Source organism: Allopseudospirillum japonicum (assembly GCF_900108915.1).
GTDB classification, from domain to species: Bacteria; Pseudomonadota; Gammaproteobacteria; order Pseudomonadales; family Halomonadaceae; genus Pseudospirillum; species Pseudospirillum japonicum.
In genome coordinates, this window is the sequence record NZ_FNYH01000005.1 from 99252 (window position 1) to 114614 (window position 15363).

Below are 15363 nucleotides of genomic sequence, written 5' to 3' on the forward strand. Positions count from 1 at the left end.
CGAAGATAAAAAACCTTCTTGCCTTAAAATAGCTCTATTTCGCCTTCGTCCATATTGGTTTGATTGACTGGCTTGTGACGCATACTTTGAATGTGCTGTTCTGCATCTTGTGTTGCTTGGTGACAATCTTGTAGTACCTGATATAAATCTTGATGATCCAGCGGTTGTTTGGCGTGCGCAAGGCGCTCAAATATTTGATTAAGTGCTTGTAAACGCTGATCAACATGGCTAATGAGCTGTGAGTTCATATCTTGGAACTGTAACAAAGTCATCGCTTGGTTGACACGAGTTTGTACTTGGTTTGAAAGTTCACTTTGTCTACGAACAACTTCATCCGTATTTTCTTGGTGTTGCTGGAGTAACTGCATGAAATCAGTGACACGTTGCATTGCATCAGTTGCAAAGCTCATATCCACAGAAGAAATTTTTTGGATCGAGGCGTCTGCGCGATCAAAAGAAGATCTTAAATCTGTCACCAAAGTGCGAATATCATCGCTAAAGCTAGAGGTTTTTTGTGAAAGTGTACGCACCTCATCAGCAACCACTGCAAAACCACGCCCAGCTTCACCAGCTCGAGCAGCTTCAATAGAAGCATTGAGAGCAAGCAAATTAGTTTGGCTAGAAATGCCATAAATCTGTTCAAGTAAGCCAAGAATATTTTCTATTTTCTTGGAAACATCATCCATAATATCGACCAGCCCCATGGCGAACTTGCTAGACTGGACGGCATTATCCATGAAAATATCGAAAGTGTTGTTGGTATCTTGAATAAAAGCGCCAAAATTCTGATAGTGATCACCTTTCATAAAAGAGTCTGTCACTTCATTGGCAAGCGTTTGTTGCTCACCGAGTGCGGTGACCATCTCAGTAAAATTGTTAATTAACTGATTGATCGCGTCTTCTGTCAAATGGCGCGTTTGTTGTAAATCCGCACGTGAATCTTGGAATTGCTGGTGTAAGGTCTGTGAAACTTGCGCAACTTCTTGCGGCCATTGATTAGATAGTTGAGGATGATGATCCGGATAAGTCGCTGGTTTTTCAGCAGGAGACTGTAATTTTTGTGTGAGTATCCCATAGCCCAAAGGGAGTAAAAGCGCACATAATAAAAACGCCAATGGCCAAGAAAGAAGGTCTAACCAAGCTAAAGCACCCAGCACACTCCAAATAAGTATCCAAGGGATATTTAATCGTAAAAAAAGCTGAGACGTCATGTGATTACCTGTATTGCGTGTGTGCATCCTATGCATATAAAGGTGGCCAGATACAAAAATATAAGGCAAGAAAAATAGCGGCAATGCTTAGCTTGTTAGCGTACAAAAATTGATTAAGTTTAGCATTAATAAGTAAATTTTCGGTATCTTTTTTGATATAAGCAAGGTTTTACTTTGCATCCTTTTGACTAAAAGCACTGACGAGGTCTGTGGAAAGTATATTTTATTAGCTTTGTATCTAGAAATAAACTTCTGTATAATTATGCCCCTAATTTTGTTCACTCTAAATTCAAACCAATCCTCATAAGATTGTCATCTTAGTGTTCTAAAGTAAAAAATTAGAACCTAAGCCTTTCATTTTCAGGGCAAAATTAAGGCAGTTGACCCAAACCCACAAGTGGCCTTTCGTAGTGGCCACCACTGAAACGACTTTTTAAGGAAACCACCCAATGCCGGTTATTACTTTACCCGATGCAAGCCAGCGTGAATTTGAGCATCCTGTGACTGTGATGCAAGTTGCTGAATCTATTGGTAGCGGATTAGCCAAAGCCACGCTTGCCGGACGTGTAAATCAAACGTTAGTCGATGCCTCTCACCTTATTGAAGAAGATGTGAGCCTTGCAATTATTACTGCGCGCGATGCCGAAGGCGTTGATATTTTACGCCATTCTTGTGCGCATCTACTGGCTATGGCGGTAAAGGAGTTATTCCCAGAAGCTCAGGTGACCATAGGTCCTGTCATCGAAGATGGCTTTTACTATGACTTTGATTTCGAACGTGGTTTTACACCGGAAGATTTGCAGGCCATAGAAAAACGCATGCACGAGTTGGCAAAGGCAGATTTGCAAGTGCGTCGCTTTTTGATGTCACGTGAAGACGCCATCGAGTTTTTCGAGCGTCAAGGGGAAGTGTATAAAGCGGAAATTATCCGTGATATTCCTCAGCACGAGATGTTGTCGTTTTACCAACAAGGTGAGTTCACTGATCTATGTCGTGGGCCGCACGTACCATCGACGGGCAAAATTAAAGCCTTTAAGCTCATGAAAGTCTCAGGAGCTTACTGGCGTGGCGATTCTAAAAATAAAATGCTGCAACGGGTCTATGGCACCTGTTGGGCAGATAAAAAAGATCTAAAAGCCTACTTACACCGTTTGGAAGAAGCTGAAAAACGTGACCATCGTAAATTGGCTAAACGTTTGGATCTGTTTCACATTCAAGAAGAAGCCCCAGGCATGGTATTTTGGCATGCAAACGGCTGGATGTTGTACCAAACACTAGAACAATATATGCGTGATGTTTTGCGTCAGCATGGTTATCAAGAGGTGAAAACCCCTCAGGTTGTTGATCGCGTCTTGTGGGAGCGCTCGGGTCACTGGGATCACTATGCGGCAAACATGTTTACCACAGTCTCAGAACATCGTGATTATGCAGTGAAACCGATGAACTGCCCATGCCACATTCAAATTTTTAATCAAGGCCTAAAAAGCTACCGTGATCTACCGTTACGTATGGCGGAATTTGGGGCCTGCCACCGTAATGAGCCTTCTGGTTCTTTGCACGGCTTAATGCGTGTGCGTGGCTTTACACAAGATGATGCGCATATTTTTTGTACTGAAGGCCAAATGCGTCAAGAAGCGGAAGACTTTATCAAACTGACCTTGCAAGTTTATAAAGACTTTGGTTTCAATGATATTGAACTTAAGCTCTCCACGCGACCAGAAGACCGTATGGGAGAAGATGCGCTGTGGGATAAAGCTGAGCACGCTCTAGAACAAGCGCTAAATGATATTGGCCTGCCTTGGGACTTACAGCCAGGTGAAGGTGCCTTTTATGGACCTAAAATTGAATTTTCATTAAAAGATTGCTTGGGACGTATCTGGCAATGCGGTACACTACAACTTGATTTTATGCTACCTGAGCGTTTAGGGGCGCATTATGTTGCTGAAGATGGTAGCCGTAAAGCGCCTGTAATGCTGCACAGAGCCATTTTAGGCTCATTTGAGCGCTTTATTGGTATTCTCATTGAGCATTATGCAGGGGATTTACCCACTTGGTTAGCACCTGTACAAGCTGTCATCATGAATATCACAGATCGCCAAAGTGATTATTGTCAGCAAGTAGCAAAAAAATTAACGGCACAAGGATTTCGTGTGCATACGGACTTGAGAAACGAGAAAATCGGCTTTAAAATCCGTGAACATACTTTAGCTAAAGTCCCTTATCTTCTTGTGGTTGGAGATAAGGAAGTTGAATCCGAAAGTGTCGCTGTCCGTACACGTGCAGGGGATGATTTAGGTAGCTTGACTTATGACGTTTTAGTCAGCAAGTTAAGCACTAAGTAAAATGCCTACGGATGGCCAAAAAAACTCACTTACACTGGAGATTGAACGATCAAGCGCACAACAACAAGAGGCACCCGCGACACAAAGCCGCGCGCGCCCATTAATGATAATATCCGAGCAAAAGAAGTCCGTCTGATTGACAGCGAAGGTCAGCAGGTAGGTGTAGTCACCTTGCAAGAAGCTCTTGCATCAGCTGTTGCAGCTGGGCTTGACTTAGTGCAAATTGCAGATGCTGATCCCATCGTATGTAAAGTGATGGACTATGGTAAGTACCTGTTTGAGCAGAAAAAAGCGAAAGCTTCGCAGAAAAAGAAGCAAAAGCAGGTGCAGGTTAAGGAAATCAAATTCCGTCCTGGAACGGAAGATGGGGATTATCAGGTCAAACTACGCAACCTGATACGTTTCCTAGAAGATGGGGACAAGGCAAAAATTAGCATGCGCTTCCGTGGCCGTGAAATGGCTCACCAAGATGTCGGTATGCGTTTGTTTGAACGCCTTGAAAAAGATCTAGAAGAACATGCCCTTGTTGAAGCCCGTCCACGTTTGGAAGGTCGTCAAATGGTGATGGTTCTAGCCCCGAAAAAAAGAAAGTAACTGCCTAAAGTCACTTGCAAAAAGGCATCCTAGTTTTTAATTGGGGTGCCTTCTTGTCGGTATTCAGGCTCCTTCAATAAAGAATGCGGAGTATCTCAGATGCCCAAAATCAAATCGAATAGCGGAGCGGCAAAACGTTTCCGTAAGACTGGTAATGGCTTTAAGCATAAACAGTCTTTCCGTAGCCACATCCTGACTAAAAAGAGCAGCAAGCGTAAGCGCCAATTGCGTTGCATGCATCAAGTTGCTGCCTGTGATGTGCCTTTGATCGAACGTATGTTACCGAATCTGTAGGCCTAGGGTTTATAGGTTCTGTTCTGATCAAATTTATTCTAGTTAGTTAGGAGTTAATCATATGCCTCGCGTAAAACGTGGTGTAGTGGCACGTCGTCGTCACAAGAAAATTTTAAAGTTGGCTAAAGGTTACTATGGTGCCCGTAGCCGTGTATTCCGCGTTGCTAAGCAAGCGGTTATTAAAGCAGGTCAATATGCATACCGTGACCGCCGTCAGCGTAAGCGTCAATTCCGCGCTCTGTGGATTGCGCGTATCAATGCAGCTGCGCGTATTAATGGTATTTCTTATAGCCGTTTCATTGCTGGCTTGAAAAAAGCGAACATTGAAATCGATCGTAAGGTGCTAGCAGATTTGGCTGTACATGAACAAGCCGCCTTTGCTGCTGTCGCGGAGAAAGCAAAAGCAGCGCTGGTATAAGCCATTTTGGGTCATAAAGTTTGCGAATACAGCAAGCTTTGCGGCTTAAGCTCTTGAAAAACCTTAGGGGAAGGCGCAGCGCCTTCCCCTATTTTTTTGGCTAATTTTTACATTTGGTTGTCAATGACTATGGAACATCTTACTTCTTTTGTGCAGCAAGCGCAGACTGCGATTGATCAAGCACCAAGTTTAGCCGAACTGGATCAGGTGCGCGTCGACTATCTCGGTAAGAAGGGTTTGCTGACGCAGGAACTAAAAAATCTTGGCAAACTCAGTGCAGAAGAACGCCCACGTGCAGGGGAAGCCATTAATCAAGCGAAGCAAAGTGTGCAAATAGCGCTTAATAATAAGCGCCAAGCCTTGCAAACGGCGCAGCTGGCAGAAAAATTGGCTGCCGAGTCGTTAGATGTCAGTTTGCCAGGGCGTACGCACAAATTAGGTAGCTTGCATCCTGTCACTCAAACAATTAACCGCATTCAAGACTTCTTCGCATCTATTGGCTTTGTCGTTGCAGAAGGCCCAGAAGTGGAAGATGACTATCACAACTTTGAAGCCTTGAATATTCCCGCGCATCATCCCGCACGTGCGATGCATGACACTTTTTATTTTGATGCTAATACGTTGTTGCGTACACACACCTCTCCTGTACAGGTGCGCACGATGGAAAATCAGCAGCCACCCATCCGCATTATTTGCCCTGGGCGTGTCTATCGTTGCGACTCTGATATGACACATTCGCCTATGTTTCACCAAGTTGAAGGTTTGCTGGTCGATCAAGATGTGAGTTTTGCTGATCTTAAGGGCATTTTGCAGGATTTTTTACGTCATTTCTTCGAACAGGATGTCAAAGTGCGTTTTCGTCCTTCTTACTTTCCCTTCACTGAGCCTTCCATTGAAGTCGACATTGACCGAGGCGATGGTCAATGGTTGGAAGTCTTAGGGTGTGGCATGGTGCATCCTAAGGTTTTTGCTTACTCCAATATTGATCCTGAAGTCTATACAGGATTTGCGTTTGGGATGGGGGTTGAGCGTTTGGCGATGCTGAGATATGGCGTACAAGATTTGCGCTTATTCTTTGATAATGACAGTAAATTCTTACGCCAGTTAGGCTGATTTGCCTTTGGCATTTATGTAATTAACCTTGATGATAACATTATGAAATTTAGTGAACATTGGCTGCGTGAATGGGTGCAGCCGCAGCTTGATAGTCAAGCTTTGGCAGATCAATTATCTTTATCCGGCCTTGAAGTAGATGACCTCACGCCTGCTGCTGGCGATTTTACGGATGTTGTTGTGGCGCGCATTGAAGCGGCTGAGCCACATCCTAATGCTGATAAATTGCAAGTGTGTCGTGTGAATGATGGTATTCAAGAATGGCAAGTGGTATGTGGTGCTGCCAATGCACGTGCAGGTCTAACCACTGCATTAGCGCGTATTGGTGCTGTTTTACCAAATAATTTTAAAATTAAAAAAGCTAAGCTGCGCCAAGTCGAGTCTCAGGGCATGCTATGTGCGGAAGATGAGCTGGGTATCTCTGATAGTCACGATGGCATTATGGAATTGCCCGCAGAAGCCCCTTTAGGCATGCCGCTACGTGATTATTTAGGATTAGAAGATACGATTTTAGATGTGGATCTAACCCCAAATCGTAGTGATTGCTTAAGTATTGCTGGTATGGCGCGTGAAGTGGGCGTACTCAATCGAGTCCCTGTAACGCCTGTAACTGTACAAATACAAGAGATCAAGCACCAACAGCAAGTACAGGTAAAACTTCAAGCACCGGAAGCCTGCCCCAAATACTTGGGCCGAGTGATTCGTAAAATTAATCCACAAGCACGTACACCTTTATGGATGAGTGAGCGTCTACGCCGTAGCGGTTTGCGCTGCCTGCACCCTGTGGTAGATATTACCAATTATGTGCTTTTAGAGTTAGGACAACCTATGCATGCCTTTGATTTGGCTAAAGTGCATGGGGAAATCCAAGTACGGATGGCAAACGAAGGTGAAAAAATCACCTTATTAGATCAAAGTGAACATAGTCTACAAGCCAATACTTTAGTGATTGCAGATGCCCAGCAAGCTTTAGCCGTTGCAGGTATTATGGGTGGTTTAAGTTCCAGTGTTGATGCACAAACGCAGGATATCTTCCTTGAATGTGCATACTTTGATCCATTGGCGATTGCTGGACGCGCGCGTCAATATGGTTTGCATACAGATTCCTCTCATCGCTTTGAACGTGGTGTGGATTTTGCATTACAAGCACAAGCTTTAGAGCGTGCAACTGAGTTAGTGCTTGCTATTGCAGGTGGTGAAGCAGGTCCTGTTACAGAGGCTGTGTATCCTGAATACTTGCCGCAAGTTGCGCCTATTCGTTTGCGTCGTCAGCGTTTAGCGCAAGTTTTGGCAACTGAGCTAGCAGATACAGAAGTGGAAGATATTTTAACTCGTTTAGGGTTAGAGCTAACTTCAACTGCAGAAGGTTGGCTGGCAAAAGTACCTAGTTACCGTTTTGATCTTAGTATCGAAGCAGATCTTATCGAAGAGATCGCCCGTGTGTATGGGTATGATCGTTTACCGGTAAAAACACCGCAAGCACGTTTAGGTATTCAGGCACTGCCGGAAAGCCAAGTGAAGCTGGCGCGTTTACGTGATGTCTTGGTGACTTTAGGGTATCAAGAAGCCATTAGTTTTAGTTTTATTGACCCCAAATGGGCGCAGGCTTTCGCACCTGAGCAAGCTAAATTAACCTTAGCTAATCCTATCTCTGCGGATTTAAGCGTGATGCGTCCTACCTTGATGGCGGGTTTGGTAAAAGCCTTGGCTTACAACCAAAAACGTCAACAAACTCGGGTGCGTCTGTTTGAAACTGGGCTGAGTTTTGTCACTGCTACAGGTCAGGTACAAGATTTATTACAAACGCCTCAGTTAGCTGGTGCCGTGGCGGGAAGTAAAGCGCCCGAAAATTGGACACATCCAACACAGCCTATTGATTTCTATGATGTAAAAGGTGATGTAGAGGCCTTGCTGCAACTTAGTGGGCCTTTGCAAGATTTTAGCTTTAAAGCTGAAGTACATCCTGCGTTGCACCCAGGACAAAGTGCGCGTATTTATAAACGCACAGCAGCAGGTCAACAAGCCCTAGGTTGGTTAGGGGCTTTACATCCGCAGTTAATGCAAACACTGGATGTAAAAGGGCCTATTTTTGTCTTTGAGCTGGATTTAAACTGCCTAAGACAAGGTCAAGTGGCACGTTTTCAAGGTGTTTCACGTTTTCCTGAAGTGCGCCGTGATCTTGCTGTTTTGGTACCTACCGAGATAGCAACTGGTGAGGTATTGGATGAAGTGAGGCGTTTAGGCGGTACCTATCTACAAGAAGTCGTACTTTTTGATGTATATCAAGGTCCTGGCATTGAAAAAGAGGTGAAGAGTCTCGCTTTAGGCTTGACCTTACAAGATAGCTCACGCACTCTTAACGAAGAGGAAGTGAATCAGCAACTTGCTGAAGTCTTAGCAGGGTTAAAAGCTAAATTTGGGGCGTATTTAAGGAGCTAAGGTATGGGGTCACTCACAAAAGCTGAGCTCGCAGAGCGTTTGCATCAAGATCTGTATTTGCCTAAACGTGATGCCAAGCTATTGGTAGAGACTTTCTTTGCAGAAATTCGCGAGTGTTTACGCTGCAATGAACAAGTTAAATTATCTGGCTTTGGTAATTTTGATTTACGTGATAAAGGAGAGCGCCCTGGGCGTAATCCGAAAACCGGCGAAGAAATTCCGATTTCGGCGCGGCGTGTAGTGACTTTCAAACCAGGGCAAAAGTTAAAGCAGAAAGTTGAGAAGTTTAAAGGAGATACGCAATAAACTCACTTGACTTTATGTCTTTTATCTGTATAATTTGCCGCAAGTTTTCGGAGCGTGGCGCAGCCTGGTAGCGCACTACAATGGGGTTGTAGGGGTCGCTGGTTCGAATCCAGTCGCTCCGACCAAAAGCTTAAAAAACCCGAGTCTTTATGACTCGGGTTTTTTTATGTGTGCTTCGACTACAAATACTAAAAAACCACCTGTAAGGTGGTTTTTTTATAAGGAGATTCACTGGGGTATTAGGAGTATCAGTACGGAATTATTATTCTTATTGTGCGCGCATACACCCAGTTAAAGATTTTTTTGCTGTTGTTGACGACGTTCACTCACCTTTTCAAGGGCACTTAAGACCCCTTGCATTTTCTGTGTGACATTATTGAGCTGGTGTAATTGACGGCTCAAGTTATTTTCTAGGTCATCCAAATAGCTAACCAAATGTTGTTTGTCTTTATCCGTGTTTGAATTGATCATGATGTCATACTCCGTCGCTGCACAAAAATTAGAAAAACACCCAGTATTAAGAAGCGTATCTGTGACAGCCTAGGGTCATCGAGGTGACGCCTTTTTGACTGAGCACAGGTAAACTATCGCAAAGCTTATGCCATATTTTTAAAACATCTTTAAATAGAAGCACCTAAGTCACTTTTATTTGTTAGCACTTTGGCAAGTGTTGCTTAAAGTAGCATCTATTGAGAATGTTTTTCTGAGTAGTGCTCAGTTGGCTAGAAGAAAGCTTGATATGTATCAAGGTAATTTGTATGCATTATAAGGTGTTGTCTCCTAGTCTCTAGTGCTTTCGCGATACCCTAGGTTACGGAGTAGGTGTTTTATGTTGCTCAAGTGTAGACAAAATGGCATGTAACAAGTTTACTTCCTTTTTTTGTAACTCAGCGCGTTGCACGATTGACACTAATTTGGCTAAAGTTTGGGCCTCAGGTTTGTGCGCTAAAAAACCGCTTTGATCTAACGAAGCATGAATGCGTGCATATAAATGGTGCATTTGTTGGGTATTTCACCACTTTGGCAGGAAGCCCCTTTGTTGATTGACTTGTTTCTTGATACAAACTCGCTTCTTGATAGAGAAAGTAACAAAAAATCTGCACTGCCTGCGCCAAGTTAAGTAGATCAAATTCAGGATGAGCAAAAATGCGTGTCTGATGTGTACATAAAGCAATTTCTTCTTGAGTCAGCCCAGAACGTTCACGTCCAAACACCCAAGCAATGTGGTGGCCCTGTTGTGCCCGTGTGATTGCAAGCTTTGCCCCTTACTCTAGTGTCACCTCTGGTAAGGGGAAAGTGCGTAAACGTACACTAGCACCTAGCACAGATGGAGTCTCTGCAATTGCACTTGCAAGATGGGGATAAATACATGCATTTTCCAAAATATCTACGCCACTTGCAGCCATAGATATGGCTTGTAGGTCTGAATAATTTTTGGGATTGACGAGGGCTAAATGTCGTAACTCCATGGTTTTCATTACTCTAGCAACAGAGCCGATATTGCCAGAGTGAAAAGTTTCTACTAGAACAATATGTACTTTATCTAAAGGATTCATAGTGTTTTAGCCTAAAAGTTATCTAGGTGTCATGTCAAAGTGCTAGGATTAATTCAGCAATAATGTGACGCATAAGTCACGGGGTGTAAATCTGTGTATACGACTTTCAGCCTATTGATGCAATGCAAAAATTAAGGTTATAAGAGTAAATCTTTGTTCGCATCTGCGCAAAAATGCGCTATATTGCACTGCACAATATACCGAATTTTTACTAGGTTCGTGCACGCGAATAAGTGAATGTTCCCCCTCCAACACCTAACCATGAGGTATTTTATTATGGATTTACAAGGTAAAGTCATTGCAATCACAGGCGGTGGTCAAGGTTTAGGACGTGCTATGGCCCTAGATTTGGCAGCTAAAGGCGCTAAACTCGCTTTGATTGATCTTAATGAAGAGCAACTGCAAGAGACGGTCAAGCTGATTGAAGAAGCTGGCAGCCAAGCTCGCTACTACATGGCGAATGTTGCCGTAGAAGAAGCTGTAGAAGGCGTTTTTAAGCAGATCGTAAGTGACTTTAATGCACTCGACGGTTTAGTGAATAACGCAGGGATTACTCGTGACGGCCTGTTCATTAAAGCGAAAGATGGTCAAGTCCTTGCGAAGATGACCTTGCAACAATGGCAACAAGTGATTGATGTTAACTTAACAGGTGTCTTTTTGTGTGCGCGTGAAGCGGCTGCACAAATGATTGAGTTAGGTAGCAAAGGCGTGATTATTAATATTTCTTCAATCTCACGCTCAGGCAACATGGGTCAAACCAACTACACAGCGGCAAAATCCGGTGTAGCGGCAATGGCTGTCACTTGGGCAAAAGAATTGTCTCGTTATGGCATTCGCGTTGCTGCTGTTGCGCCTGGCTTTATTGAAACTGCAATGACTGCTGGTATGAAGCCTGAAGCACTTGAAAAGGTATGTGCAGGCATTCCTATGCGCCGTCTAGGCGTCCCTGCTGAGATTGCACACTCTGTACGTTACATCCTCGAAAACGACTACTTCACAGGTCGTGTTATCGAATGTGATGGCGGTCTACGTATCTAAGCGTTTGCACCAGCAGACAGAAGGCCCTGAAGCTTTGCCTCAGGGCTTTTTTTATATTTTATTTTTGCTGACTGGTTGGAGTGGTTTGAGAAGTAGAGGGATTTGCTTTCATCGGTTTGACATAAAAGCTTGCTTTGTGTGTCTCCAACAAAGCTGGACCTATTCCTTTCACTTGAATGAGATCTTCCACGCGCTGAAAGCCGCCAATTTGTTGGCGGTATTCTAAGATAGCTTGTGCCTTCTTAGGGCCGATCCCTTTGAGTTGTTCTAACTCTGCAAGCGTAACTTGGTTAAGATCCAATTTTAAGCTAGATTCAGCCTGAGACTGTGTTGATAAAGCACTGGTGGTAGACACCTGAGATGCTGAGGGAGTGACGGGGTTTGCATGGGCTTGATAATTCACGCCAAGCAAAAGACAGCAAGCAAAAATAAGTACACGAACTGGCATACTTAAAGCCTCCTTAAATTCCTTTTAAGTTTGTTGCATCATTATTATGTTGTTTCTTGTGTATGACATTCCTCGCCCGAATGGGCGAGGGTTTACAGCAGTTTTGCTAAAGTACGAGTCTTAAAAGACCTTGGTTAAAATAGCCGATATATTTAGGTATGCAAGTTTGCATATTGGGTTATTGATTTACATCAAAGAGCATCTTCCCTGATGCGTCTAGGGTGTAGCCTGCTTAGGGCTTAGTGACTTGTATTTGCACTGAATCTACTTGCTTTTCCGAACTCTGCAAATAGGCTGACTGTTCAGCTTGTTCAGCTTGTTCAGCTTGTTCAGCTTGTTCAGCTTGTTCAGCTTGTTCAGCTTGTTCAGCTTGTTCAGCTTGTTCAGCTTGTTCAGCTTGTTCAGCTTGTTCAGCTTGTTCAGCTTGTTCAGCTTGAACTGGACTGACAGCAACAAGGGCAGCGGCAGCTTCTTCACGCTGGCGGCGACGTACCTCACGTGGATCATTATAAGCACGGCCATTCGCTAAGATCGAAGGGGCTTGAGAAGCTAGTGCTTCTTCTTGTTGCGGTTTTGCTGTTGGTGCTATTTCTTGTGCAGTGTCTGCCGTGTTTAGTGTGGGCATCTTTTGATTAGGAGGCTCACCACTGGTAGTAGCTGCTTGCTGTTCGGTAGGCACCGTCTCTAAAACAACTTCTGTAGGCCCTTTTTGGGAAGGGGTTGCAGACGATGTAGAAACAGGGTTTTGTTCATCCGATACAAGCACTACAGAAGTTTCGACGACCTGTGGTTCTGGGATGACAAGAGGTTGTGAATCCGCTGCAATTTGCGTACTTGTGTCTGCATTTGCTTGCACACTTGTGGATGCCGCTTCTTCATTCTCATCCGCAAACGCAGGTGGAACATCTGCCTGTCCTGTTAAGCGCTCATTGCGCTTACGACGACGCGGATTATTACGTGTGCGCTTACGTGTATCCGGCTTGCTTTGGGTTGGTTCAGGTATCTCTGTCGTTGATTCCGCTGGTGTGTGTGATTCCTTTTTTTCTTCCTGTTCAGGGGGCGCTACCAGTTCCTCGCGACGGCGTGTACGTTGAGGCCTTTCTTGACGCTCGTTACGTTTGTCGTCCCGTGGTTTTTCTTGGCTTGGACGTTGTTCCTTGCGTGTACTTTCTGTTGCCTGTGTTGGCGTAGCGGCTTGATCATTAGGCGCTGTTGTGCTTGCTGCAGCTTTCATCATAGGATGTGGCTGCTGAGGACGTGAAGCGGGAGCACCTTCTGCAGGACGTTGATTAAACTGATTAAATAGGCTGCCCAAGCTGCGCATTAAACGATGCAGAATATTGGGTGTTTGCTGATGTGATAAAGCTGCATGTGATTGGGTTAAAGCCTCCAAGCTGGGCGGCTCTACAGGGGCAGGATTTTGTGGCACTAAGGCTTTGACCGCTGCTTCTGTGCGTGTTTCCGTTGTGGTTGCAGTAGCATAATTGCTTAAATGAGGTGTGGGTGCTTCTTTGGTGGGCACCGCCAGCTCAATCTCATAACTTGGTAAGCGTTCGTCACCTTCTAAATGGTCATCACGCAACCGAGTGACTTGGTAATGAGGGGTGTGCATTTCTGGGTTTGGCAGAATGAGTACATGCACTTCTTGGCGCTTCTCGACTTCACTAATCGCAGCGCGTTTTTCATTGAGGAGATAGGTGGCTACATCAACTGGCAAGATGGCACGAACTTGTGCAGATCTGTCTTTTAAGGCTTCTTCTTCAATTAAACGCAAGACGGATAAAGCTAAGGATTTGACATCGCGGATGGTGCCTTGACCATCGCAACGCGGGCATACCACACCACTTGTTTCACCTAAAGAAGGACGCAAACGCTGGCGTGACATCTCCATCAAACCAAAGCGAGAAATACGGCCGATTTGTACGCGTGCACGATCTAATTTGAGTGCATCACGCATACGGCTTTCGACTTCACGCTGGTTTTTTACCGGTGACATATCAATAAAGTCGATAACGATTAAACCACCAATATCGCGCAAACGGAGTTGACGGGCGATCTCATCTGCTGCTTCTAGATTGGTTTGTAAGGCGGTTTCTTCGATATCACCACCGCGGGTAGCGCGTGCAGAGTTGATATCAACGGAAACTAAAGCTTCTGTATGGTCTATGACGATGGAACCGCCAGATGGCAATTTAACTTCACGCTGAAACGCAGTTTCAATTTGTGACTCGATTTGAAAACGTGAGAATAAAGGAACATCATCTTGATAAAGTTTAATTTTATGATGGTAAGAGGGCATCACTTGACGGATAAAACCAAGGGCTTCTTCATAAACACCTTGATTATCAACGAGGACTTCACCAATATCTTGGCGCAAATAATCACGCATAGCGCGAATAATCACGTTAGATTCACGGTAAATTAGAAAAGGTGCAGGATGTTGCTGTGCTTCTTGGGTAATGGTTTCCCAAACCTTCACTAGATAGTCAAGATCCCACTGTAATTCTTCCGCTGTACGGCCCACGCCTGCAGTACGCACAATCACACCCATATTTTCAGGGAGTTGCAGTTGGTTCATGGCCTCGCGTAGTGCAGCACGTTCATCGCCTTCAATGCGGCGTGAAATACCACCAGCGCGTGGGTTGTTAGGCATCAAAACTAAATAGCGCCCAGCTAAGCTGACAAAAGTAGTTAAGGCAGCCCCTTTATTGCCTCGCTCTTCTTTATCAACTTGAACGATAACCTCGATACCTTCCTTAAGGACTTCCTTGATATTGACGCGGCCTTGAGGCTCACGAATAAAATATTCGCGTGCGATTTCTTTTAAGGGTAAAAAGCCGTGGCGATCAGCACCAAAATCAACAAAAGCCGCCTCTAGGCTAGGCTCAATCCGGGTAATACGCCCTCGGTAAATATTGGCTTTGCGTTGTTCGCGTGTGCCAGATTCGATATCTAAATCGTACAAGCGTTGCCCATCGACCAGCGCAACTCTAAGCTCTTCAGGCTGAGTCGCATTAATTAGCATTCTTTTCATGTGATTCCAATTGATATTGTATGGGCGTACATCGACAAAGACACAGTGCCCACCAAGATGTTTATGCGTGCATTATGTCGCCGTATGCTGTAATGCCAAGATGCATACTAAGAGACTTTGCCCTGAAGCACCTTCTCATTAGCGCAGGGCAACATAGTGGTGAAGAAAGCAGGGGTCGCAGGGTGCATCAGTATCACTATTTAGGTGCAGCGCCATATATCAAATTAACTGCGTCTGCAAGGTAGGTCGGATTGAGCACCATGGCGACGCGCTGCACATTTCACCTGACACAGGGCATAAGTTGGTCTGGGTGCTGTTAAAGTCAGGTACGCCAAGTTATTTTACATCCTAACACTCAAACAAGTGATAAGAGGCCATCTGAAGTACATATTGAGTACTTTACTTTCAGGTTTACTTCCTATAAGCAGAGGCCATCTGCTTACAAACTTGTCACCTGTGAGTTCACAGGTCACGAAAAATTCTGTTGGTAATACGTGCCCACCCTTTTCCTGTAATATCAAGATAAAATGTCCAAAAGATACCCATAAATGCATCAAACGTAATATTGAC

At 44.5% G+C, this 15363-nt stretch carries 12 protein-coding genes, 1 tRNA gene and 1 pseudogene; 9 read left to right on the top strand and 5 right to left on the bottom strand.

Features of this window, described 5'->3' with window-relative positions; genetic code table 11:
* Positions 1-23: 23 nt before the first annotated feature.
* Positions 24-1211 carry a methyl-accepting chemotaxis protein gene (locus BMX05_RS12885; RefSeq protein ID WP_177166814.1) on the bottom strand — a complete coding sequence of 396 codons (1188 nt, stop codon included), beginning with the start codon at positions 1209-1211 and terminating at the stop codon, positions 24-26.
* A gap of 449 nt (positions 1212-1660) precedes the next feature.
* Here BMX05_RS12885 and thrS point away from each other — a divergent pair, with 449 nt between their 5' ends.
* The 8 genes from thrS (at position 1661) to BMX05_RS06520 (ending at position 8842) form a co-directional block, all read left to right on the top strand.
* A complete protein-coding gene (gene thrS / locus BMX05_RS06485; protein WP_093309184.1) occupies positions 1661-3553 on the top strand; it encodes a threonine--tRNA ligase in 1893 nt (630 codons plus the stop codon).
* Between the two features lie 99 nt (positions 3554-3652).
* Positions 3653-4147 (top strand): translation initiation factor IF-3, encoded by a 495-nt coding sequence (gene infC, locus BMX05_RS06490; RefSeq protein WP_245710527.1) that lies wholly within the window; start codon positions 3653-3655, stop codon positions 4145-4147.
* Positions 4148-4246: 99 nt separating this feature from the next.
* Positions 4247-4441 carry a 50S ribosomal protein L35 gene (gene rpmI / locus BMX05_RS06495; protein ID WP_093309187.1) on the top strand — a complete coding sequence of 65 codons (195 nt, stop codon included), beginning with the start codon at positions 4247-4249 and terminating at the stop codon, positions 4439-4441.
* Between the two features lie 61 nt (positions 4442-4502).
* Entirely contained in the window at positions 4503-4859 is a 357-nt protein-coding gene (gene rplT / locus BMX05_RS06500; protein WP_093309188.1) for a 50S ribosomal protein L20, read from the top strand.
* 129 nt (positions 4860-4988) lie between these two features.
* The gene (gene pheS, locus BMX05_RS06505; RefSeq protein WP_093309191.1) at positions 4989-5972 is read left to right on the top strand and encodes a phenylalanine--tRNA ligase subunit alpha; all 984 of its coding nucleotides are present in this window, start codon (positions 4989-4991) and stop codon (positions 5970-5972) included.
* Between the two features lie 42 nt (positions 5973-6014).
* On the top strand, positions 6015-8411 hold the full coding sequence (gene pheT / locus BMX05_RS06510; protein WP_093309192.1) for a phenylalanine--tRNA ligase subunit beta: 2397 nt from the start codon (positions 6015-6017) through the stop codon (positions 8409-8411).
* A gap of 3 nt (positions 8412-8414) precedes the next feature.
* Positions 8415-8717, top strand: coding sequence for an integration host factor subunit alpha (gene ihfA / locus BMX05_RS06515; RefSeq protein WP_093309195.1), 303 nt, complete (start codon positions 8415-8417; stop codon positions 8715-8717).
* A gap of 48 nt (positions 8718-8765) precedes the next feature.
* Positions 8766-8842, top strand: a tRNA-Pro gene (locus BMX05_RS06520).
* A gap of 166 nt (positions 8843-9008) precedes the next feature.
* Here BMX05_RS06520 and BMX05_RS06525 read toward each other — a convergent pair.
* Positions 9009-9188 (bottom strand): hypothetical protein, encoded by a 180-nt coding sequence (locus BMX05_RS06525; protein WP_093309196.1) that lies wholly within the window; start codon positions 9186-9188, stop codon positions 9009-9011.
* A 461-nt stretch (positions 9189-9649) separates the two neighbouring features.
* Positions 9650-10273 (bottom strand): annotated as a pseudogene (locus BMX05_RS12725) (RNA methyltransferase).
* 276 nt (positions 10274-10549) lie between these two features.
* Between BMX05_RS12725 and BMX05_RS06540 the strand changes: the two are divergent.
* Entirely contained in the window at positions 10550-11311 is a 762-nt protein-coding gene (locus tag BMX05_RS06540) for an SDR family oxidoreductase (protein ID WP_093309201.1), read from the top strand.
* Positions 11312-11369: 58 nt separating this feature from the next.
* Here the strand turns inward: BMX05_RS06540 and BMX05_RS06545 are convergent, their stop codons facing one another.
* Complete coding sequence (locus BMX05_RS06545; RefSeq protein ID WP_093309203.1) at positions 11370-11759, bottom strand: ComEA family DNA-binding protein; 390 nt, start codon at positions 11757-11759, stop codon at positions 11370-11372.
* Positions 11760-11991: 232 nt separating this feature from the next.
* Positions 11992-14793, bottom strand: a complete 2802-nt coding sequence (rne, locus tag BMX05_RS12730) for a ribonuclease E (RefSeq protein ID WP_317622220.1) — start codon at positions 14791-14793, stop codon at positions 11992-11994.
* Positions 14794-15363 lie beyond the last annotated feature (570 nt).